Source organism: Nonomuraea sp. LPB2021202275-12-8 (assembly GCF_037044575.1).
Classification (GTDB): Bacteria; Actinomycetota; Actinomycetes; order Streptosporangiales; family Streptosporangiaceae; genus Nonomuraea.
Map to the genome: position 1 here is coordinate 75,093 of NZ_JBAHWD010000021.1, position 19,048 is coordinate 94,140.

Below are 19,048 nucleotides of genomic sequence, written 5' to 3' on the forward strand. Positions count from 1 at the left end.
CGCCTCCTCCCGGTCATCCCCCGAGAGCAATTTCACCGATAGTACTATCGGTGAAAAATCGCACAAGAGCCGAATGACGATCGTTATCGGGGAGTTGGCTAGCTACAGTTATCGGTGGACGAGAGAAGGTGGCCTGTGACCAACACACCGCTCACCAGGAGCGAGGCCAAGGATCTCACCAGACGCAGGCTCATCCGAGCGGCGCTGGCGATCCTCGACAAGGAGGGCGAGGCCGGCCTGACCACCGTCAAGGTCGCCAAGGCCGCGGGCATCGCGCAGTCCAGTTTCTACGTCCACTTCAGGGACAAGCAGGACCTGCTGCGCGCACTCGGCGACGAGGGAGGCGAGCAGCTGCGCCGGGCCATGCGCGAGGCCCGCCGCCAGGCGCGGGAGTCCCCCAGCGACACCGAACGGCACCGCGACACCTTCCGCATCCCGATCGACGCCATCTCCCGCCACCCCGAGCTGCTGCGCATCCTGCTGCGCGCGCGGCACGACCCGTCGTCCTCGCTGCGCGACTTCGCCGTCGAGACCGCGACGGTCTACCGCGACCACCACGCGGCCGACCTGGCCGCGCTCGGCTACACCGCCGACAACGAGCGCGACCGCCGCCGACTGGAGATGATCGCCGAAGGGATCAACGCGGCCACCAACGCGCTGGCTCTCGGCCATATGGAGGGGCGTTATCCCGAGATCGAGGAGGCGGTCGACGTCCTGGTCGCCCTGTCCAGGGGAGCCCTGCGCTGGCTGAGATCCTCGCAGGCGAGCCCGGAGCGGCCGGCCTGATCACATCATGTGGCTGGTGACCAGCCCGAGCCTGCGCAGGCCGGTCGCGACCAGGTCGGCGAAGACCGTGGCGCCGTGCTCGGAGGTGTGCGTGTCGTCCTGCTCCTCCCTGGTGAGATAGAGGCTTTTCGACCCCTCGGGGCCGAGATCCTCGACGACCTTCCGGCTCTCCACGGTGAGATCGATGAGCGCCACGCCCTGCGACGTGGCGACGGCGCGCATCTCGGCGGGCAGGTCCACGCCGAGCCCGTTGACGATCAGCCCGTCGGAGTCCAGGCCCGCGTCGCCGAACCGGCGCCGCACCACGGGCGTGACCAGGACCGGCACCGCGCCCTTGGCCTCGACCCCGTGCACGATCCTGGTGAGGTTGGAGCGGAACTCCACGGCGCTGGTCTGCTTGTCGTTGTGGCCGAACTGGATCAGCGCCACGTCGCCAGGGCTCAACTGCTCGCGCATGTCGGCCCACATCTGCGGCTTGGCCAGGAACGAGGCCGAGCTCTCGCCCGAGCCCGAGTGGTTGACCACGGAGAGCCCGCGCCGGAAGTGGCGCGGCAGCCGCTGCCCCCAGCCCGTGAAGGGCGCTCTCGCCTGGTCGGTGACGGTGGAGTCGCCGGCCAGGAACAGCGCGCGGCCACGGGTCCTGATCAGATCGATGGCGCTCACCTCGGGCGCCGGCCCGGTGAACGTCAGCGTGAGGCCGGGGCAGCCGTCGCCTTCCCAGCCGTTCTGCTGGCTCTCCGGCGTGCGGACGTTGACGGTGAAGGCCCGGCGGGCCGGCCGGTCACCCGGCGGCGCGGTCGCCATCAACCGTCTGGCCTCGGCCAGCACCTGCGTCGTGGCGCCCCCGATGACGACGCAGACGTCGTAGTGCCCCGGGGCGACGTCGAAGGTGTGGATGATCGGCTTCACGGGTCCTCCTGCGCACCTCAGCCGCGGCCGGCACGCCCGCTGGCACGCGCCGGCGGGGTGAGCGTGCTCAGCGGCAGCGCGATGGCGCGCTTGAGGATCTTACCGGTCGGGCTGACCGGCAGCTCGTCGGCGAAGGAGATATGGCGCGGATACTTGTAGGCGGCCACCCGTTCCTTGACGAACTCGCGCAGCACGTCGGCGTCGACCGGTGCCCGCAACGCCACCACGGCGGCGATCTCCTCCCCGAGCTCGGCGTGGGGCACCCCGATGACCGCGGCCTGCCGCACCGCGGGATGCTCGTAGAGCACCTCCTCCACCTCACGCGGATAGACCGTGTAGCCGCCCCGGATGATCACGTCGCGGCGGCGGTCGACCAGGAAGAAGAAGCCGTCGCCGTCGACCCTGCCGAGGTCGCCGGTGCGGAACCAGCCGTCGCGGATGGCCTCGGCGGTGGCGGCGGGGTTGTTCCAGTAGCCCTTCATCACGTTGGGCCCCCGGATGACGATCTCGCCGATCTCGCCGCACGGAACCTCGTCGCCGTCCTCGCCCACCACGCGCATCTCGATGCCCCTGACCGGCCAGCCGATCGAGCCGGGCCGGCGGCCCTGGCCGCTGCGGTTGGTGGCGGCGACCGCGGAGGTCTCGCTCAGCCCGTAGCCCTCCACGATCCGGCAGCCGAAGCGCGTCTCGAAGGCCCGCAGCACGTCCAGCGGCAGCGGCGCGCCGCCCGAGACGCACACGCGCAGCAGCGACATGTCGGAGGCGCCCGGGTGGTCGAGCAGCGCGATGTACATCGTGGGCACGCCCTGGAACACGGTGACCCCGTCGCGCCGGATGACCTCCAGCGCCCGGCCGGCCTCGAACCGGCGCATCAGCGTGAGCCGCGCGCCTGCGTGCACGGTGGCGTTGAGCGAGCACGTCTGGCCGAAGGAGTGATAGAGCGGCAGCGCGCCGAGCACCACGTCGTCCACCCCCAGCGCGTGCATGCGGGCGACGGTCTCGGCGTTGCCTCCGAGGTTGCCGTGGGTCAGCTCGATGCCCTTGGCCCGGCCGGTGGTGCCGGCGGTGTAGTGGATGACGGCGGTGTCGCCGGCCGCCCTCGGGGTGATCTCCGTCTCGGCGGGCAGGCCGCGCAGCAGGCGCCGGAACTCGTCGGGGACCACGAAGAAGCAGTCGGTGCGGGTGCCGGCCGTCCCGGCCTCGGCGACCTCCGCGAACGCGTGCCAGGCGACCAGCAGCCTGGCCCCGCAGTCCCCGACGTACGAGGCGATCTCGCGCTTCCGCAGCAGCGGATCGATCGGGACCACCACGGCCCCGATCCGCAGCACCCCGTAGTAGACGGCGGCGAACTCGGGGACGTTCGGCAGCATGATCGCCACCCGGTCGCCGACGCCGATGCCGCGCCGCCGCAGCAGCGTCGCGACGCGCGCGGTCATCAGCTCGAGAGCGCTGTAAGTGAGCACCGCTTCGTCCAGCGTGAGGACCGCCCTTTCGCCGAGTCGCTCGGCGGAGGAGTGGAGCCGGTCGGCGAGGTTCATGACAACGACCGTACGTCCGCGATCCCTCGGTCCTCATTGGTCGCGGTAGCCAGTCTTTTCCGCTCGGGATTGGTGCCAGGAGGCAGAGAGTCCTGCAGTGCGATCGCCACGAGCAGCTCGACGAGATCGTTGATCCGGCGCAGGCTCAGGCCGGTGCGCTCCTGGATCCGGCGCAGCCGGTACTGGGCCGTGTTGGGGTGGATCTGCAGCCGCTCGGCGGCGGTGCGCAGGTTCAGGTCGGCGCCGGCGAAGGCGCGGATGGTGGCGGTGAGCACGCCGCCGCGCGCCCGGTCCTCGTCCAGCAGCGTGGTGATCCTCGGGTCGACCAGATGCCGGGCGGTGTCGTCGGCGCGCAGCGCCAGATACTGGAACGGGGTGATCCTCGGCAGCGCGGCCACCCCGCCGTCCTCCGGCAGGAAGTCCAGCACCGCGCGGGCCTCCTGATAGGCCTGCGGGATCTGGGCGATGCCCGCGCCCACGGTGCTGATGCCCATCGCCAGCACGATCCCCTCGGCCAGGAGCGTCTCGCGCAGCGCCTGCAGCCGGTCGCACAGCTCCTCCGGGTCGCCGCCCGGGCCGAGCACGGGAATGGCCACGATCTCCGACTGGCGTACCACCGACAGGGTGCGCGCGCCGTGGCCGCCGGTCCTGGCGATCGCCGCGCAGGCGGCGTGCCGGGCGTCGGCGCCCCGGTCGGGGCCTCTGGGCACGGCGGTGCGCAGCCCGAGCACGACCGCCACGACCACGAGCACCGGCGTGCGGCAGTCCGGCGCCAGCCCGTGCGCCTGCGCGGCGGCGAGCTGCGGGCCGCGCGTCGGAACCGTCCCGGCCAGCAGCGTCTCCAGCAGGTCCCGGCTCTCGCGTACCGCCTCGGCCGCCGCGTACTGCTGGAACTCCATGTAGGCGTTGGCCGCGTGCGTGCTGGCGAAGTCGCAGTAGCGCATCAGCGGAGCCGCCAGTGAGAGCGCGGCCTCGTGCCCGGCGAACGAGTGGCCGGCCCGGGAGAGCACGGACTCCCAGAAGACCTGCTGCCCGACGCGGAAGGCGTTGATGTAGTCGGCCAGGGCCAGCCCCGCCCGCGCCCGGCGCGTCGCCGCCTGCCGGGTGAAGGCGATGTCGTCCAGGGTCACCGTCCTGTCTTCGAGCAGCACGGCGAGCTTGCTGCGGTAGTGGCGTGCCACCTGGTCGCGGACGTCGGCCAGGAACGGCTCGTCCTGGGCCGCGTAGGCGGGAATCTCGGCGCGCATCGTCGCGACCGCCATGGCGGCCAGCTCGTCGAGGTCGGCGAGCAGCTCGGAGAGGATCCGCGCGCGCTCGGCGCGCACCGGCTCCACACCAGTGAACGTTTCCATGCTGAAACCACTGGACATGCCCGGGATGATCCATGCTGGTTGCGGACAGGTCAACGGGTCGTAACCGGTCCGAGACAGTCGCTGTGCTCGGCGGACAACCTTCCTGTCACATGTTGGGTGACCGTACCCAATGCGGTCTGTTACGGCCGGATCCTACGCTGACCCCAACTTCAGAACATTCTTCCGCTCGCAGCGCCTCAGGAGGCCGGATGCTGGAAGTACACGATCTTACCGTCCGTTTCGGAGGCATCACCGCGCTGGACGGCGTCGGCTTCTCCGTGGCACGCGGTGAGATGGTGGGGCTCATCGGACCGAACGGCGCCGGCAAGACCACCCTGTTCAACTGCCTGACCCGGCGCTACGACGCCGACGCGGGAACGGTCCTGTACGAGGGCGCGAACCTGCTGGCCATGGCCCCGCACGCCATCGCCGCGCTCGGCATCGCCAGGACCTTCCAGAATCTCGGCCTGTTCCCGCGCATCTCGGTGCGCGACAACGTGCTCGTCGGCGCGCACCATCGCGGGCGGTCCGGATTCCTCAGTGCGGGGTTGCGCCTGCCGGGCGTCGGCCGCGAGGAGCGCAGGCTGCGCGCCGACGCGGACGCCATGCTCGACCGCCTGTCGCTGAGCGAGGTGGCCGACCATCCGGCGGCCGGGCTGCCGTTCGGCACGCTCAAGCGGGTGGAGCTGGCCAGGGCGCTGATCGGGCGGCCACAGTTGCTGCTGCTCGACGAGCCGGTCAACGGGCTCAACTCCGGTGAGGTGGAGGAGTTCGCCGGCACCCTGCGTGCCCTCCGCGACGAGCTCGACCTGACCGTGGTCGTGGTCGAGCACCACATGGGCTTCGTCATGAGCACCTGCGAGCGGATCGTCTGCCTGGACTTCGGCAAGAAGATCGCCGAAGGGCCACCGGCGGAGGTGCAGCGCGATCCCGGCGTCATCGAGGCCTACCTGGGGACGGCGGTATGAGCGAGCTGGTGGTGTCGGACCTGTACGCCGGCTACGGCGGCGCGCAGGTGCTGCACGGCGTGAGCCTCTCCGTGGGCGAGGGCGAGATCTGCGCCATCCTCGGCCCCAACGGCGCGGGGAAGACGACCCTGCTGCGGGCGCTGTCCGGCGTGGTCAAGGGCCGCGGTAGCGTCCGGCTCGACGGGACCGAGCTGCTCGGCAGGTCACCGGACACGCTGGCCAGGCAGGGCGTCGCGCACGTCCCCGAGGGGCGGGGCACCTTCATGCCGCTGACCGTCGAGGAGAACCTGCGCCTGGGCGCGTACGTACGGCGCGACGGCGTGGAAGCCGACCTGGAGCGCATCTACGGCTACTTCCCGGCGCTGAAACCCCGGCTCAAGCAGGCGGCGGGCAGCCTCAGCGGCGGCGAGCAGCAGATGCTCGCCCTCGGCAGGGCGCTCATGCTGCGCCCCCGGCTGCTCCTGCTGGACGAGCCGTCACTCGGCCTCGCCCCGCTGGTCACCCGCGAGCTGTTCCGCATCGTGCGGGCCATCAACGAAGAGGAGCGCACCACCGTGGTCGTCGTCGAGCAGAACGCCCATCTCGCCCTCGGCATCGCCCAGCAGGCGCATGTCCTGGAGACCGGCAGGATCGTCCTGTCGGGCACGGCGGCGCAGATCCAGGCGGACGAGCAGGTCGCCCAGTCCTACCTCGGATACCGGGTTTAGGCATGGCCGGATTCCTGCAACAGATCATCGAAGGGCTCGGCGCGGGCGCCATCTACGCCAGCCTGGCACTGGCGCTGGTGCTGATCTACCAGTTCACCGGGATCGTCAACTTCGCGCAGGGCGAGCTGGCGATGTTCTCCGCCTACATCGCCTGGCAGTTCCTGGCCGTGGGCGTGCCGTTCTGGCTGGCCCTCGCGCTCGCGCTCGCGGTGTCGTTCGTCGGCGGCATGCTCATCGAACGCGTGATCATCCGGCCGGTGGAGGGCGCTCCCGAGCTGACCGTGGTGATCGTCACCGTGGGGCTGTTCATCTTCGTCAACGCCGCCGCGGGCTGGATCTGGTCGTTCCTCATCAAGGACTTCCCCAACCCGTTCCCCAGCGGCGCGATCGAGGCGGGCGGGCTCAGCGTGGGCTTCTCCACCCTCGGCATCTTCGTGGTCGTCGGGCTGGTCATGGGGCTGCTGTACCTGCTCTTCCAGCACACCAAGATCGGCCTGGGGATGCGGGCGGTGGCGACCAACCCCGACTCGGCCCGGCTCGTCGGCATCCGGGTCGGCTGGACGCTGGCGCTCGGCTGGGGGCTCGCCGCCACCGTCGGCGCGGTTTCCGGAGTGCTGGTGGCCCCGCTGCTGTTCCTGGAGCCGAACATGATGGGCGGCGTGCTGATCTACGCCTTCGCCGCGGCCACCCTCGGCGGCTTCGACAGCCCGATCGGGGCGGTCGTCGGCGGCCTGATCGTGGGCGTCGCGGAGACCCTGGCCGGCGCGTACGTCGGCGCCATCGGGTCCGACCTCAAGGTGGGCGTGCCGCTGCTCATCATCCTCGGCGTCCTGCTGCTGCGGCCCCAGGGCCTGTTCGGGCGAGCGGTGGTGGAGCGGGCATGAGCGAGTCGACGAAAGTGACGGGCCGGGCCGATGTGCCTACACAGGGGCAGGCGCCGGTTCGGGCGGCCACGGCACGCTGGCGGTGGGCCGTGGCGGGGCTGCTGCTGGCGGCGGCGGTCTTCGCGCCCTTCCAGCTCGTGCCGTTCCACGTCTTCCAGCTCACCATGGTCCTGGTCTACGCGGTGGCGCTGCTGGGGCTGAACCTGCTGGTCGGGCACGCCGGCCAGATCTCGCTCGGGCACGGCGCCTTCTTCGCCGTCGGCGCCTACGGCGCGGCCATCCTGCTCGACCGGTGGGACGTGCCCTACCTGGTGACGCTGCCGATCGCGGCCGGGGTGGCGTTCCTGCTCGGCCTCGCGCTCGGCCTGCCGGCGATGCGGCTGCGCGGGCTCTACCTGGCCCTCGTCACCCTGGCCATCGCGATCTTCCTGGTGCCGCTGCTCAAGCGGTTCGAGGAGGTGACCGGCGGCTCCATGGGGCTGACGCTGCCCAAACCGGTGCCCCCGGCGTGGACCGGGCTGGCCGAGGACCAGTGGCTGTACTTCCTGGCGCTGGCCGTGGCCCTCATCTCGTTCGTGCTGGCGGCCGGCCTGCTGCGGTCGCGGGTGGGCCGCGCCCTGCACGCCATCCGCGACAACGAGGCCGCGGCCGAGGTCATGGGCGTGCGGCTGTCGTTCTACAAGACGCTCGCCTTCGCCTGGAGCGCGATGTTCGCCGGGGCGGCGGGGTGCGTCTACACGTGGGTGATCGGCTTCGTCTCCCCGGACTCGTTCGTGGTCACGCTCTCGATCACCCTGCTGGCCGGCATCGTCGTCGGCGGTCTCGGGTCGCTGTCCGGCCCGCTGCTCGGCGCGCTGTTCGTGATGTACGTGCCGAGCATTTCGCAGGACATCAACAAGGCCGCGCCCGGCGTCATCTTCGGCCTGCTGATCATCGCGGTGATGTACGTCGCTCCGACCGGTCTCGCCGGGCTGGCAGGGCGCGCGGCTCATTCGATCAAGAAGACCCTCCGGAAGGGGTAAAAGGGATGCGTTTATCTGCGATCGGCCGTACGGCCGTGACGGCCACCCTGCTGATCGCCGCGGCGGCCTGCGGGGGGCGGGAGAGCGGTGGCGGCACACAGGCCACCGCGGCCGCGGGCCAGTGCCAGGGACAGCAGACGACCGGCATCACGGACACGAGCATCAAGCTCGGCGGCATCTACCCGCTGTCGGGGCCCGCGTCCGCGTACGGCGACATACCCAAGGGCATCAAGGCCTACTTCGACTACGTCAACGCCGAGAAGAACGGCATCGGCGGGCGCAAGGTCGAGTTGGTCGTGCGTGACGACGGCTACCAGCCGCCGAAGGCGGTCGAGGAGGCACGCCGGCTGGTCGAGCAGGAGCAGGTGTTCGCGCTCTTCCAGACGCTCGGCACGCCTTCGACGACGGCGACCTGGGACTACACCAACCAGCGGAAGGTGCCGCAGATCTTCGTCGCGACCGGCGCCTCCAAGTGGGGCCTGGACGGCGCCCACCCGTGGACCATCGGCTGGCAGCCCAACTACGTCTCCGAGGCCCGCGTCTACGCCCAGTACCTCAAGACGGAGAAGCCCGAGGCCAAGGTCGCCGTCCTCTACCAGAACGACGACTTCGGCAAGGACCTGCTCAGCGGCTTCAAGAACGCCATCTCGGGCACCAAGGTCACCATCGCCGCCGAGCAGAGCTACGAGGTCTCCGACCCGAGCGTCGACCCGCAGATGCGCAACCTCTCCGAGTCCAAGGCGGACGTGTTCCTCAACATCACCACGCCCAAGTTCGGCTCGCAGGCGCTGGCCGCGGACGCCAAGAACACCTCGTGGAACCCGCTGCACATCGTCAACAACGTGGCCGCCTCCATCACCGTGCTCAAGCCCGTCGGCTTCGAGAACGTGCAGGGCGTCGTGTCGTCCTCCTACTACAAGGACCCGAACGACCCCACGTGGGAGAACGACGCCGAGATGAAGCTCTACAGGCAGAAGATGGAGCAGTACGCCCCCGGCGCCGATCCCAACATCCCGTACCACACCTTCGGCTGGGCCGTGGCCAGCAGCTTCCACAAGGCGATGGAGGCGGCCAAGTGTCCCACCCGGGAAGGGCTGCGCGACTCCGTGCGCAGCCTCCAGGGCGTCCAGGTCGACATGCTGCTGCCGGGCGTGAAGCTGGACACCGCGCAGGGTGACGGCTTCCCGATCGAGTCGATGCAGCTGATGAAGTTCAAGGGCGAGCGGTGGGAGCTCTTCGGCGAGGTCATCGACACGCGCAAGGAGTTCGGCCCGCTGACCGGCTGATCCCCTCTAGTCGTCGGGGCCGTCCGCCTTCGTCGCGAGCACGAGCAGATACTCGTACTCGTAGTGGACCGGCTCGCCCGGCGCCGCCCGGTTCTCCGTGGTGGTGAAGGCGAGCAGGTCCCGGTCGAAGGCGACGGCCCCTTCGGCGTCCAGCCCCTCGCGTACGGCCAGCACCGGGGCGAAGTTGTCCCGGTAGACCTCGAACAGCTCCCTCGGCGTGCCGTCGAAGGTCAGGCGCACGTTCCTGACGGCGGTTTCCAGCCGCACCCCCGGCCGCCCGAGCAGCAGGCGGACGTGCTCCGGCTCGCCCCAGGCGGTGGGCCGCGAGGCGCCCGGCGGCGGCGCGGGGGAGTGGCGTCCGAGCATGTCGAAGAACGCGCCGGCCGAGCCGCCGGGCGTCCAGTTGGCCATGGCCACCGTGCCCCGGCACACCCGCAGCAGCTCGTCCGCCGTCGCCTCGTGGTCGGGCGCGAACATGGCCCCCACGCAGGACAGCACGACGTCGAACTCCCCGTCGGCGAACGGCATCCGCTGCGCGTCCGCCTCTCTCCACTCCAGCTCCAGGCCCTTCTTCGCGGCCAGGCGCTGCCCGATGGCGAGCAGCTCGGGCGTCACGTCGGCCGCCACCACCTCGGCGCCCCGCTCGGCCGCCACGATGGCCGCGTTGCCGGTGCCCGCGCCGACGTCCAGGACCCTCTGGCCCGGCGTGATCGGGCAGGCCGCGACGAGATCCCGGCCCAGCTCCGAGATCAGCTCACCGATCGGCGTGTAGTCGCCCATCGCCCAGAACTCGCGTGCGCTCCTCATGATGTCCTCCTCCTTCCGGGGCCTTCAGGCTCCGCCCCGCGCGCGGACGGCGGAAGTACGAAATCCGTACTTACCCGCCGGGAGGCCGCCTGCGATGGTGGAAAGGTGAAGGGATACGGCCAGTACTGCCCGATCGCGCTGGGCGCCGAGGTCTTCGCCGAGCGCTGGACGCCCATCATCCTGCGCAACCTCATGGTGGGCTGCCACCGCTTCTGCGAGATCCTCGACGGCGCACCCGGCCTGCCGCGCAGCGTCCTGGTCCAGCGGCTGCGCCGGCTCGAACGCCACGGCGTCGTCGAGCGCAGCGGGTCCGAATACCACCTGACGCGGGCCGGAGCCGAGCTCGCGGAGGTGTGCCTGGCACTCGGCGTCTGGGGGGCGCGCTGGCGGGAGGTGCTGCCCGAGCACCTGGACCCGTACCTGATGCTGTGGGCGCTGTCGCGGCTGATCGAGCCGGCCACCCTGCCCAGGCCCAGGATCGTGGTGCGCTTCGAGCTCACCGGTGGCCACCGCCCCGACCGCTACTGGCTGGTGGCGACGGACAAGGGGAACGAGGTGTGCGTCAAGCCACCCGGTTTCGAGGAGGACGGCGTCGTCACCGCCGACGCCGAGTGGCTGATGCGCTGGCACACCGGGGCCGTCTCGCTGGCGAGCGCGCAGCTCGCCGGCGGCATGACCGTCACCGGCCCGCCCTGGCTCGACAGGACGCTGGGCGTATGGGGGAGGCTGAGCCCCTTCGCCCGGGTGCGCCCCGTCAGCTGACCGCGGGCTCGTAGCGGAGCAACACGGCCTGGGAGTCGAGGACGCGCGTCTCGGCGAGCCGCAGGCCGAGGCGGTCCTGCGGCTGCGGGAACAGCTGCTGGCCGCCGCCCAGGACGATCGGGTGCACCACGATGTGCCACTCGTCGACCAGGCCGAGCCCGGTGAGCGAGGACATCAGCTTCGAGCCACCGGTGAGCAGGATGTCCTTGCCCGGCCGCGCCTTGAGCGCGGTGATCTCCTCGGCCACGTTCTCGCGGATCAGCTGGGCGTCCCACTCGACCTTCTCCAGGGTGGAGGAGACGACCACCTTCGGCCGCGCCCGCCAGATGGGCGCGAACTTCAGGTCGTGCGGGTGGTCCGAAATCGACTCCGCGTTCGGCCAGTAGGAGGACATCACCCCCCACACCGTCCGGCCATAGAGGAAGGTGTCGGTCCGCTCGCAGAGCTCGTCGGAGTAGTCCGACAGCTCGGGGCCCATGGCCGCCCAGTCGAACTCGCCGTTCGGGCCCTCGATGTGGCCGTCGACCGAGACGTGGACGTAGTAGACGATCTTTCGCATGGCGTGCTCCTCATCGCTGGTCCCTTTCGCGAGTGGGTCGGAGCCGCCGGAGCGTTCTCTACACGTCCTCGGAAGTTTTTCCGGAAAGTGCGCGGCCGTTGTCGTCGAGGTAGTCGCGCCACGACCGCTCGGGGTGCCAGCCGAGCAGCCGCATGGCCTTCGCGCAGGAGATGCCGGAGGCGTCGGGCCTGCTCAGCGGCCGGATCGGGATGGCCTCGCCGTGGTGTTGCCTGACGAGCTCGGCGAGGTCGCGGCCGCCCGCGTTGTCGGGCGAGGCGATGTAGAACACTTCGTGCCCCGGCAACTCGGACTCGGTGGCCAGCACGATCGCGTCGGCCAGGTCGTACACGTCGATGTAGCTCCACAGGCCCGCGCTCGGCTCGGAGGCGTCGCGGACGTACGGGCCGAGGTTGCGCTCGTAGTTGCCCTCGTGCTGCACCCAGCTCGGGCGCAGCGAGACGCACCGGATGTCCGACCGCCGCACGGCCGCGTCCATGAGCTGCTCGCCGAAGTGCTTGGAGATCGCGTACGGGTCCTGCGGCCGGATGGGGTGCTCCTCGTCCACCGGCGCGTAGTCGGGCAGGAAGGGGCGATCGGCGAAGAAGAAGCCGGGCACGGTCTCGCTGGAGATGTTCACGAACCGGGTCGCGCCGAAGGCGATCGCGGCCTCGATCATGTTGAACGTGGCCATCAGGTTGTTCTGGAACACCACGTGCGGCGGGTTGGCGGTGGGGTCGGGGATCGCGGCGGCGTGCACGACCGCGTCCGCGCCGCGCACCACGGCGAACGCCTGCCCGGCGTCCGTCAGATCCGCCTGCTTGTAGGCGGGTGCGCCGGGCTCGGGCCGCTCCCAGACCGGCCGGGTGACGTCGACCGCGGTCACCTCGTGTCCGGCCGCGACCAGCGCCCGCGTGGCCGCGCGGCCCACCTTGCCATGTGCACCTGTGACGACGACGCGCATGAGCATCTCCTCGTGCTGATTGCGGCACATGCCGGTCAGGGTTTGTCCGGCGGGTCCGGGTAGGCGAAGAAGCGGGTGTGGACGCGGCGGGCGTCGTCGCCGGCCTCCTCGGCGGGCTTGGCGTATCTCATGATGAGCGCCACGTACTCCTCGAAGAACTGCCTCAGCTCCTCCAGCGACACCCGGATCGTGCCCCGTGAGTAGGGGAAGGCGTCGCCCCACTCGCCCGGATCGACGGCCGTCTGGGCCCTGCGGAAGCTCTGCATGTCGTCGGCGATCGCGCGCGAGTTCATCTCGTCGAGGATGGCCCTGGTCTCTTCGTCCTGCTCGCTGCGCAGCGGGAAGCGCAGGTCGGCGGGGACGAAACGCCACCAGCGCTCGCGGCCGTGCGCCCTGTCCGGCAGCTCCTCGACGAAGCCGTGCTTGGCCAGCTCGCGCAGGTGATAGCTGGTGGCGCCGGTGTTGAGTTCGAGGGCGCGGGCCAGGTCGGCGGAGGTCGCGGGACCGTGGGAGCTGAGCTGGTCGAGGATGCGCTGGCGCCTGGGGTGGGCGAGCGTGCGGAGCGCCTCCAGGTCGTTGATCTTGCGCGCGACGTGCTCGGCCATGGGCCTCAACCTAGCCTTCCGGACATAGATTGTGCAATTTCCCCCGCTCCCACCTGGGATACGGCCATCCAGTGTGCACAGCGCACCTTGCAGAATCCACTGTGCACAATTCATTATGCACTCATGTATGCCCATCACACGCAAGCCGGGACCGCGGTCCCCGCCCCGGCGCGCCGCGCCCCCCGGATTCCCGCCGCCATCGCGCTGGTCGCCGTCGTCGCGATGGCCGTCGCCGCCTGGCTCGCCGAGCTGCCACCGGCGCCGGCCGGGGCCGGTGCGCCCCCGTCCGAGTTCAGCGCCCAGCGCGCCTGGCCACACCTGGAACGCATCGCGAGCGGTGGCCCCACGCCCATCGGCTCGGCCGGCGGCGATGCCGTCCGCGACCACCTCGTGGCCGAACTCACCAGGCTCGGCCTGCGCCCGGAGGTCCAGACGGGCGCGGGTGCGCACGCCTTCGGCGGCGGCGTCGTCGCCGGGCTCGCCGAGAACGTCGTCGCCACCATCCCGGGCACCGCCTCCACCGGACGCGTCGTGCTCGCCGCCCACTACGACTCCACCCCCACCACCCCGGGCACCAGCGACGACAAGGCGTCCGTCGCCGCCATCCTGGAGATCGCCCGCGCCCTGCTCACCGACCGGCCGCCACGCAACGACGTCGTCCTCCTGCTCAGCGACGGCGAGGAGCCGGGGATGATCGGCGCCGAGGCCTTCAGCGCGCACCCGCTGGGCCGCGGCGGCGGCGTGATGATCAATCTTGAGGGGCCGGGCAACGCCGCCCCGTCCGCCGTCTACAACGTGACCCCCGGCGGCGCCGGCCTCGTCGGCGCGTTCGCCCGCGCCATGCCGTACCCCGTGGGGGAGTCGGCGCTGGTCGACGCCTATCGCACCACCAGCTTCCACTCCGACCTGACCGTCCTGGAGGAGGACGGGTGGATCGGCGTGGACCTGGGCTTCGCCGGGGGGCGGGCCTACTACCACCATCCGCGTGACACCCCGGCGGCCTTCGACCCCGCCGCGCTCCAGATGCAGGGCGACAACGCTCTTGCCATGGTGCGCGAGGTGGCCGCCGCCGACCTCCGCGAGCTACGGGAGCCTCGCGACGAGGCGTTCTTCGCCGCCTTCGGGCTGGTGTTCCGCTACACGGCTTCGCTGGTGACGCCGCTCGCGGTGCTGGCCGCCGCCGCCGTCCTCGCGTACGCGGTGCTCGCCAGGCTCCGGGGCGGCCCCGCGTCCGGGCTCGCGGTCACGGTGCCCAGGCTGCTCCTCGCGCCGGTCCTCGCCGCCGTCCCCATCCTGGCCGGCGTGGCTCTGGCCACGGGGCTGTGGCCGTTGCTGGTGGCCATGGAGCCCGGTTACGGGGATCTGGTGAGCGATCCGTACGTGCCCGGCCCGTACCGGCTGGCCCTGATCGCCATGGCGGTCGCGGTCGTGTGGGGCTGGTACGTGCTGCTGCGCCGCTGGTCCGGCTCGGTGACGCTCACGGTGGGGGCGCTGTTCTGGCAGGCCGTGATCGGGGTGGCGGCGGCCGGCCTGATGCCGGGCGCCTCGCACTACGGCTCGCTCACCGCGCTGGCCGGGGCCGCCGGCGGGTGCGCGGCTCTCCTGCTGCGCGAGCGGCGGCCCGGGCTCGCCCTGGTCGTGCAGGCCGTGGGCGCCGTGCCGGGGATGGTGCTGTTCACCATCGGCGCGCGGTCGCTCGGCACTCCCACCGGGCTGGCGATGGCGGCACCGGCCGCCGCCTTCTACGTCTTCGCAGCCCTGTCGGCGCTGCCGCTCCTGGCCGCCGTCACCGGGACCGGGAGCCGCCCGGTGCGCGGCCGGTGGTGGCGCGTCGCCGCCGGTCCGCTGGTGGCGGGGGTGCTGGCCGTGGCGCTGGTGGGCGTCGGGGTGAAGGCGAACGGGTTCGGCCAGGATCGCCCCCGCCTGGCGCACCTGGCGTACGTGCTGGACGCCGCCACGGGCACCGGCCAGTGGCTGAGCATGAACGAGCGGCCGCATCCCTGGGCGGCCGAGAAGGCGCCCAACGTGCCCGCCGCCTGGGACCTGCCGCTGCCCTACCAGCAGGTGCCCCCGCGCACCGGCCCGGCGCCGGCGCTGGACCTGGCCGCTCCCGAGCTGACCGTCCTACAGGAGCGACGGGAGGGGGACACCACCGTGCTGCGGGTGCGGGCGCGTTCGCACAGGAACGCCTACCAGCTCAACCTGCACGCCGACGCCCGGATCACCGGGGGGACGATCGAGGTGCCCGGACAGTCGCCGGTGCCGCTGCCCGTCAGTGGCCAGGACCGCGAGGCGTGGCCGTTCGAGGTGCAGTTCTTCGCGCCTCCGGCGGGCGGGGTGGAGTTCGTGCTGCGGGTCGAGGGGCACGGCCGCCCCCGGATGGCGGTCGCGGACGTCACGCTCGGCCTCGACGGCGTCCCCGGCCACCGGCCGCGCCCGCCGGGTGTGGACATGACGCCGTCGGGCGGCGGGCTGCCCACGGACTCCGTCACGGTGGTCCGCGTCGTCTGACCCCCGGTTTCCGAAGGGTGGGCGGTCCCCCGCCGGGGGACCGCCCACCGTGCCGTCAGCTTCGGGCGTCCGCGGCGGCGACCCCCTTGCGGGCGATGCTCGCGTCGTCCCTGCCGGGGATGGACTTGAGGTTGAAGGCGTACCTGGCGGTCGAGTCGGCGATCGCGTCGGAGTTCACGTCCAGCGCGGTCGCGTTGACGTTCGTGATCGTGTCGCAGGCCTGGTGGTAGCAGACGTCGAAGGCCACGCCCGCGGTACCGCCGAACAGCGCGGCCTCCTCCGCCGTCTTGATGTCCTCGGCGCCGGTGAAGATGCCGCCCGACGGGATGCCGACCGCGATGAACGGCCCGTAGTCGGAGCGGCCGTCGAAGTCGGTGCCGATGGTGGGCAGGTTCCGCTTGCCGAAGAAGTTCTCGAGCTGGTCCTCGATCTGCGCCGATCCGGGCGGGCCGGCGGGTGCGCCGGTGGCGTCGGAGTCGTCGCCGTCGTAGAGCATGTAGGCGTAGTTGGGCGAGGCGACCATGTCGAAGTTCAGATAGACCCTGATGCGGTCACGCTGCGCCTGGCTGAGGCTCTCCACATACTGGTCGGAGCCCAGCAGGCCGATCTCCTCGGCGGCCCAGAAGGCGAAGCGGACCTTGTTCTTCACCGGGAAGTGCTGCAGCTGCAGGGCGGTCTCGAGGATGGCGGCGCTGCCCGAGCCGTTGTCGTTGATGCCGGGGCCCTCGGGGACGCTGTCGAGGTGGGCGCCGACCATGACGACGTTGCGCGGGTCGCCGAAGCGGCTCTCCGCGATCACGTTGTCGTCGGTGCCGAGCACCAGGGTGGAGTCGACCTTGAGGCGGATCGTGGCGCCCGGCGTCGCGGCCAGCTCGTTGCCGACGAAGAAGTCGGCGTAGACCATCGGGATGGCGGCGCGCCATTCGCCGATGTCCAGCGGGTTGGCATCGGTCCGGCCCGGCTGACCCTCGTTGAAGACGATGATCCCGGAGGCGCCGGCGAACCCGGCGTTGCGCACCTTGGTGGCGAAGGGGCAGGTGCCACGCTGGATCAGCGCGATGTTGCCGGCCTGGAAGCCGGTGAAGTCCGACTGCTCGCACCCGCTGGTGGAGGTCGGGGTGGGAGTGGGCGGCAGAGTCAGGTCGACGCCCTGGACCGGCGCGGTCACGTCGCCCGCCGGGGAGGGCTGGAAGGTGAAGAAGTCCTCGTTCGGGACGTAGGTCTTGGCGCCCGCGGTCAGGACGGGCGGGGAGTTCTCGGTCCAGCTCTCCACGAAGTTGATCGGCTGCAGGGTGACCTTGTAACCGGCCTTGCGGAGCTTGTTCGCCACGTAGTCGCGGGAGGCGTCGTAGCCGGACGTGCCCGCCGCGCGGTTGCCGCCGTTGGCGGTGGCGATCGCCTGGAAGGCTTGCAGGTGCTTGTTGACGTTGGTGCCCGTGACCTTCTTCACGAGCAGCTTCGCGGCGGCCTCGTCGACGATTCCGGCGTTGGCGGGAGGCGCGAGGGCGAAGGGAAGGGATAGTGCCGTGACCAACGTGAGGGCACGGATGGCGCTTTTCCGAAAACGAGCGATCATGTCGGACTTCCCCTGGGACAACTTGATGCAGTCATGCGCGGAGTGAGCGCGGGACCATCTCGGTGGATGGCTAGAGAAAGTTATGCACGGCACCTTCAATCCCCCGATTGCGTGCCTAAGGGAAGTTAATACCGCGACCTATCCATGAAAAGACCCACTCAGCCCATGCTGTGTGCCAGATTTGGGACAATCTCGCAGTTGACGGTCGTAGCTCCGATGTCTATAGCGGACCGCGCCGCCACGGCCCCCGGATGGCGTACGTGCGCCCCGGCGGATCCAAGGCGGCGGTGCTGCCGAGCTGGTTGACGAACAGGACGGAGCCGTCGGGGCTGAAGCAGGCCCCCGCGAACTCGCTGTCGTCGGCGATGTTCACCGCGAACTCGAACGGCTGGCCGCCGCGCGGGTCCAGCCCGATCAGCCGGTTGACGTTGAGCAGGCCGGGGGCGAGCGGGTGCGGGTCGGCGTCGGCCGAGGAGGCGTCGTCCTCGCACAGGACGATGCCGCCGCGCGGGGTGAAGGTGAGGTTGTCGGGCGAGTCGAGCTCCTTGCGCCCCGGAGACTCGTACACCAGCACCAGCGTGCCCCCGCCGCGCCGGCCGGGCAGATACTGCCAGACCTGGCCGTATCCCTCCAGATAGCCGTCGGCGCCCGGAGCGTCACCGCTCTTGACGTCGCCGCCGCTGGTGGAGTTGAAGAACACCGCGCCGTCGCCCCACCAGCAGCCCTCCAGGCGGTTGAACTTCGCGCCGCCCTTGGCCAGCCCCTGCTGGGTGCAGGTCGGAGCGCCGCCCTCGAGATCCGGGTCCGGGGCGTCGATCCGCACCCACTCGACCGGCAGCCGGGCCCCCATCCGCTGGCCCTCTCGGCAGTCGTAGCCGTCCACGCCCCTGACCTTGAGCATCTCCAGCACGCCTCCGGCGGCCAGATCGCGCGGGTCACGTGGGCGGAACCGGTAGAACCCGTCGGGCTTGCCCGAGTCGTCCTCCGTCTCGTACACGTATCCGGTGCGCGGGTCGACGGCGACCGCCTCGTGCGAGAAACGGCCCATCGCGGTGAGCGGCATCGAGGCGGCGGGCCTGCCGGGCTCGGGGCCGCGCAGTGGCACCTCGAAGATGTAGCCGTGCTTGCGCTGCCACCCGTTCGCCGGTCCCGCGGTCGTCTCCTCGCAGGTCAGCCAGCCGCGGTCGTGCAGCATCCGGCCGCCGGCGCAGTTGATGATCGTGCCGTTGAGGCTGACGAAGTGGCGCAGCACCTCACCGCTGCGCAGATCCACCTCCAGCGTGGTGGTACCGCCGACGCCCAGCTCGTCGTACCTCTCCGAGCCCGGCACGTGGACGCGGCCTTCCGCCGTCCCCGGAGGCGTGCGCACCTCGTGGTTGCGGATGAGGCGGACGGTGCCGCGGCGGGTGCCGGGGAAGGCGGCCATGCCGTCGTGCGCGATCGGCGTCGGCACGCCGTCGGACATGGGCGTGCCGGTCCTGCCCAGCACGACGTAGGAGAAGCCGGCGGGCAGGGCGAGCAGCTCCTCGCCGGTGTTCCCGGCCGGGGCGCGGCGGAGCGGGCCGTACCCGGAGCTGCCCGAGGGCACCCGGCCCGCGTCGGCCCAGGCCGCGTGGGCGCCCAGGGTTTCGATGGCGACGCCGCTGGCCAGCACGCCGCCGGCGGTCAGGAAGGATCGGCGATCGAGCGCACTCATGGGGTTCCCCTCGGGATGGGATGAATGCTGCTTGGTTTCCACAGCGTAAACGCGCATTGCACCACCAAATAGGCCCAATAGATCGCGGCGCACCGCATAGCCTGAAGGTGATCGAACGC

General features: G+C 71.1%; 17 protein-coding genes. 8 read left to right on the top strand and 9 right to left on the bottom strand.

Translation table 11 applies throughout. The features are described from left to right. Positions 1-135: 135 nt before the first annotated feature. Positions 136-786, top strand: coding sequence for a TetR family transcriptional regulator (locus V5E28_RS31425; protein ID WP_336212287.1), 651 nt, complete (start codon positions 136-138; stop codon positions 784-786). Here the strand turns inward: V5E28_RS31425 and V5E28_RS31430 are convergent, their stop codons facing one another. Genes V5E28_RS31430 through V5E28_RS31440 form a run of 3 tightly spaced genes read right to left on the bottom strand, consistent with a single transcriptional unit; the run spans position 787 to position 4,585 of the window. Next, complete coding sequence (locus V5E28_RS31430) at positions 787-1,695, bottom strand: rhamnogalacturonan acetylesterase (RefSeq protein ID WP_336212289.1); 909 nt, start codon at positions 1,693-1,695, stop codon at positions 787-789. Between the two features lie 17 nt (positions 1,696-1,712). Continuing rightward, the gene (locus V5E28_RS31435; protein ID WP_336212291.1) at positions 1,713-3,233 is read right to left on the bottom strand and encodes a long-chain-fatty-acid--CoA ligase; all 1,521 of its coding nucleotides are present in this window, start codon (positions 3,231-3,233) and stop codon (positions 1,713-1,715) included. Then, positions 3,230-4,585 carry a PucR family transcriptional regulator gene (locus tag V5E28_RS31440; RefSeq protein WP_336212293.1) on the bottom strand — a complete coding sequence of 452 codons (1,356 nt, stop codon included), beginning with the start codon at positions 4,583-4,585 and terminating at the stop codon, positions 3,230-3,232. The genes V5E28_RS31435 and V5E28_RS31440 overlap by 4 nt, the downstream gene beginning before the upstream one ends. Before the next feature lie 209 nt (positions 4,586-4,794). Between V5E28_RS31440 and V5E28_RS31445 the strand changes: the two genes are divergently transcribed. From V5E28_RS31445 to V5E28_RS31465, 5 genes are read left to right on the top strand one after another with little or no spacing between them, the layout of a single operon-like run. Next, entirely contained in the window at positions 4,795-5,553 is a 759-nt protein-coding gene (locus V5E28_RS31445) for an ABC transporter ATP-binding protein (protein ID WP_336212295.1), read from the top strand. Next, entirely contained in the window at positions 5,550-6,260 is a 711-nt protein-coding gene (locus V5E28_RS31450) for an ABC transporter ATP-binding protein (protein WP_336212296.1), read from the top strand. The genes V5E28_RS31445 and V5E28_RS31450 overlap by 4 nt, the downstream gene beginning before the upstream one ends. 2 nt (positions 6,261-6,262) lie before the next feature. Then, on the top strand, positions 6,263-7,144 hold the full coding sequence (locus V5E28_RS31455; RefSeq protein WP_336212298.1) for a branched-chain amino acid ABC transporter permease: 882 nt from the start codon (positions 6,263-6,265) through the stop codon (positions 7,142-7,144). Next, positions 7,141-8,166 (top strand): branched-chain amino acid ABC transporter permease, encoded by a 1,026-nt coding sequence (locus V5E28_RS31460; protein WP_336212300.1) that lies wholly within the window; start codon positions 7,141-7,143, stop codon positions 8,164-8,166. The genes V5E28_RS31455 and V5E28_RS31460 overlap by 4 nt, the downstream gene beginning before the upstream one ends. A 5-nt stretch (positions 8,167-8,171) precedes the next feature. Continuing rightward, entirely contained in the window at positions 8,172-9,452 is a 1,281-nt protein-coding gene (locus V5E28_RS31465) for an ABC transporter substrate-binding protein (protein ID WP_336212302.1), read from the top strand. Between the two features lie 6 nt (positions 9,453-9,458). Here V5E28_RS31465 and V5E28_RS31470 read toward each other — a convergent pair whose 3' ends face one another. After that, positions 9,459-10,259, bottom strand: a complete 801-nt coding sequence (locus V5E28_RS31470; protein ID WP_336212304.1) for a class I SAM-dependent methyltransferase — start codon at positions 10,257-10,259, stop codon at positions 9,459-9,461. Positions 10,260-10,364: 105 nt separating this feature from the next. Between V5E28_RS31470 and V5E28_RS31475 the strand changes: the two genes are divergently transcribed. Continuing rightward, positions 10,365-11,021, top strand: a complete 657-nt coding sequence (locus V5E28_RS31475) for a helix-turn-helix domain-containing protein (protein ID WP_336212305.1) — start codon at positions 10,365-10,367, stop codon at positions 11,019-11,021. Here the strand turns inward: V5E28_RS31475 and V5E28_RS31480 are convergent. From V5E28_RS31480 to V5E28_RS31490, 3 genes are read right to left on the bottom strand one after another with little or no spacing between them, the layout of a single operon-like run. Beyond that, a complete protein-coding gene (locus V5E28_RS31480; protein ID WP_336212307.1) occupies positions 11,014-11,580 on the bottom strand; it encodes a dihydrofolate reductase family protein in 567 nt (188 codons plus the stop codon). The two genes, V5E28_RS31475 and V5E28_RS31480, sit on opposite strands and share 8 nt — an antisense overlap. A 58-nt stretch (positions 11,581-11,638) precedes the next feature. Beyond that, the gene (locus tag V5E28_RS31485) at positions 11,639-12,571 is read right to left on the bottom strand and encodes an NAD-dependent epimerase/dehydratase family protein (RefSeq protein ID WP_336212309.1); all 933 of its coding nucleotides are present in this window, start codon (positions 12,569-12,571) and stop codon (positions 11,639-11,641) included. Between the two features lie 5 nt (positions 12,572-12,576). Further along, entirely contained in the window at positions 12,577-13,146 is a 570-nt protein-coding gene (locus V5E28_RS31490; RefSeq protein ID WP_336212311.1) for an ArsR/SmtB family transcription factor, read from the bottom strand. 123 nt (positions 13,147-13,269) lie between these two features. Here V5E28_RS31490 and V5E28_RS31495 point away from each other — a divergent pair, with 123 nt between their 5' ends. After that, entirely contained in the window at positions 13,270-15,657 is a 2,388-nt protein-coding gene (locus V5E28_RS31495; protein ID WP_336212313.1) for a M28 family peptidase, read from the top strand. Positions 15,658-15,712: 55 nt separating this feature from the next. On the opposite strand, the gene V5E28_RS31500 is transcribed toward V5E28_RS31495, so the two are convergent. Then, a complete protein-coding gene (locus V5E28_RS31500) occupies positions 15,713-17,233 on the bottom strand; it encodes a M20/M25/M40 family metallo-hydrolase (protein WP_336212315.1) in 1,521 nt (506 codons plus the stop codon). A gap of 220 nt (positions 17,234-17,453) precedes the next feature. After that, a complete protein-coding gene (locus V5E28_RS31505) occupies positions 17,454-18,929 on the bottom strand; it encodes an alkaline phosphatase PhoX (RefSeq protein ID WP_336212317.1) in 1,476 nt (491 codons plus the stop codon). Positions 18,930-19,048: the final 119 nt, after the last annotated feature.

Bases quoted from the DNA above. Each gene is read 5' to 3' on its own strand.
- V5E28_RS31435 (WP_336212291.1), bottom strand. From the start codon at position 3,233: ATGAACCTCGCCGACCGGCTCCACTCCTCCGCCGAGCGACTCGGCGAA.
- V5E28_RS31440 (WP_336212293.1), bottom strand. From the start codon at position 4,585: ATGGAAACGTTCACTGGTGTGGAGCCGGTGCGCGCCGAGCGCGCGCGG.
- V5E28_RS31445 (WP_336212295.1), top strand. From the start codon at position 4,795: ATGCTGGAAGTACACGATCTTACCGTCCGTTTCGGAGGCATCACCGCG.
- V5E28_RS31450 (WP_336212296.1), top strand. From the start codon at position 5,550: ATGAGCGAGCTGGTGGTGTCGGACCTGTACGCCGGCTACGGCGGCGCG.
- V5E28_RS31455 (WP_336212298.1), top strand. From the start codon at position 6,263: ATGGCCGGATTCCTGCAACAGATCATCGAAGGGCTCGGCGCGGGCGCC.
- V5E28_RS31460 (WP_336212300.1), top strand. From the start codon at position 7,141: ATGAGCGAGTCGACGAAAGTGACGGGCCGGGCCGATGTGCCTACACAG.
- V5E28_RS31465 (WP_336212302.1), top strand. From the start codon at position 8,172: ATGCGTTTATCTGCGATCGGCCGTACGGCCGTGACGGCCACCCTGCTG.
- V5E28_RS31470 (WP_336212304.1), bottom strand. From the start codon at position 10,259: ATGAGGAGCGCACGCGAGTTCTGGGCGATGGGCGACTACACGCCGATC.
- V5E28_RS31480 (WP_336212307.1), bottom strand. From the start codon at position 11,580: ATGCGAAAGATCGTCTACTACGTCCACGTCTCGGTCGACGGCCACATC.
- V5E28_RS31485 (WP_336212309.1), bottom strand. From the start codon at position 12,571: ATGTGCCGCAATCAGCACGAGGAGATGCTCATGCGCGTCGTCGTCACA.
- V5E28_RS31490 (WP_336212311.1), bottom strand. From the start codon at position 13,146: ATGGCCGAGCACGTCGCGCGCAAGATCAACGACCTGGAGGCGCTCCGC.
- V5E28_RS31495 (WP_336212313.1), top strand. From the start codon at position 13,270: ATGTATGCCCATCACACGCAAGCCGGGACCGCGGTCCCCGCCCCGGCG.
- V5E28_RS31500 (WP_336212315.1), bottom strand. From the start codon at position 17,233: ATGATCGCTCGTTTTCGGAAAAGCGCCATCCGTGCCCTCACGTTGGTC.
- V5E28_RS31505 (WP_336212317.1), bottom strand. From the start codon at position 18,929: ATGAGTGCGCTCGATCGCCGATCCTTCCTGACCGCCGGCGGCGTGCTG.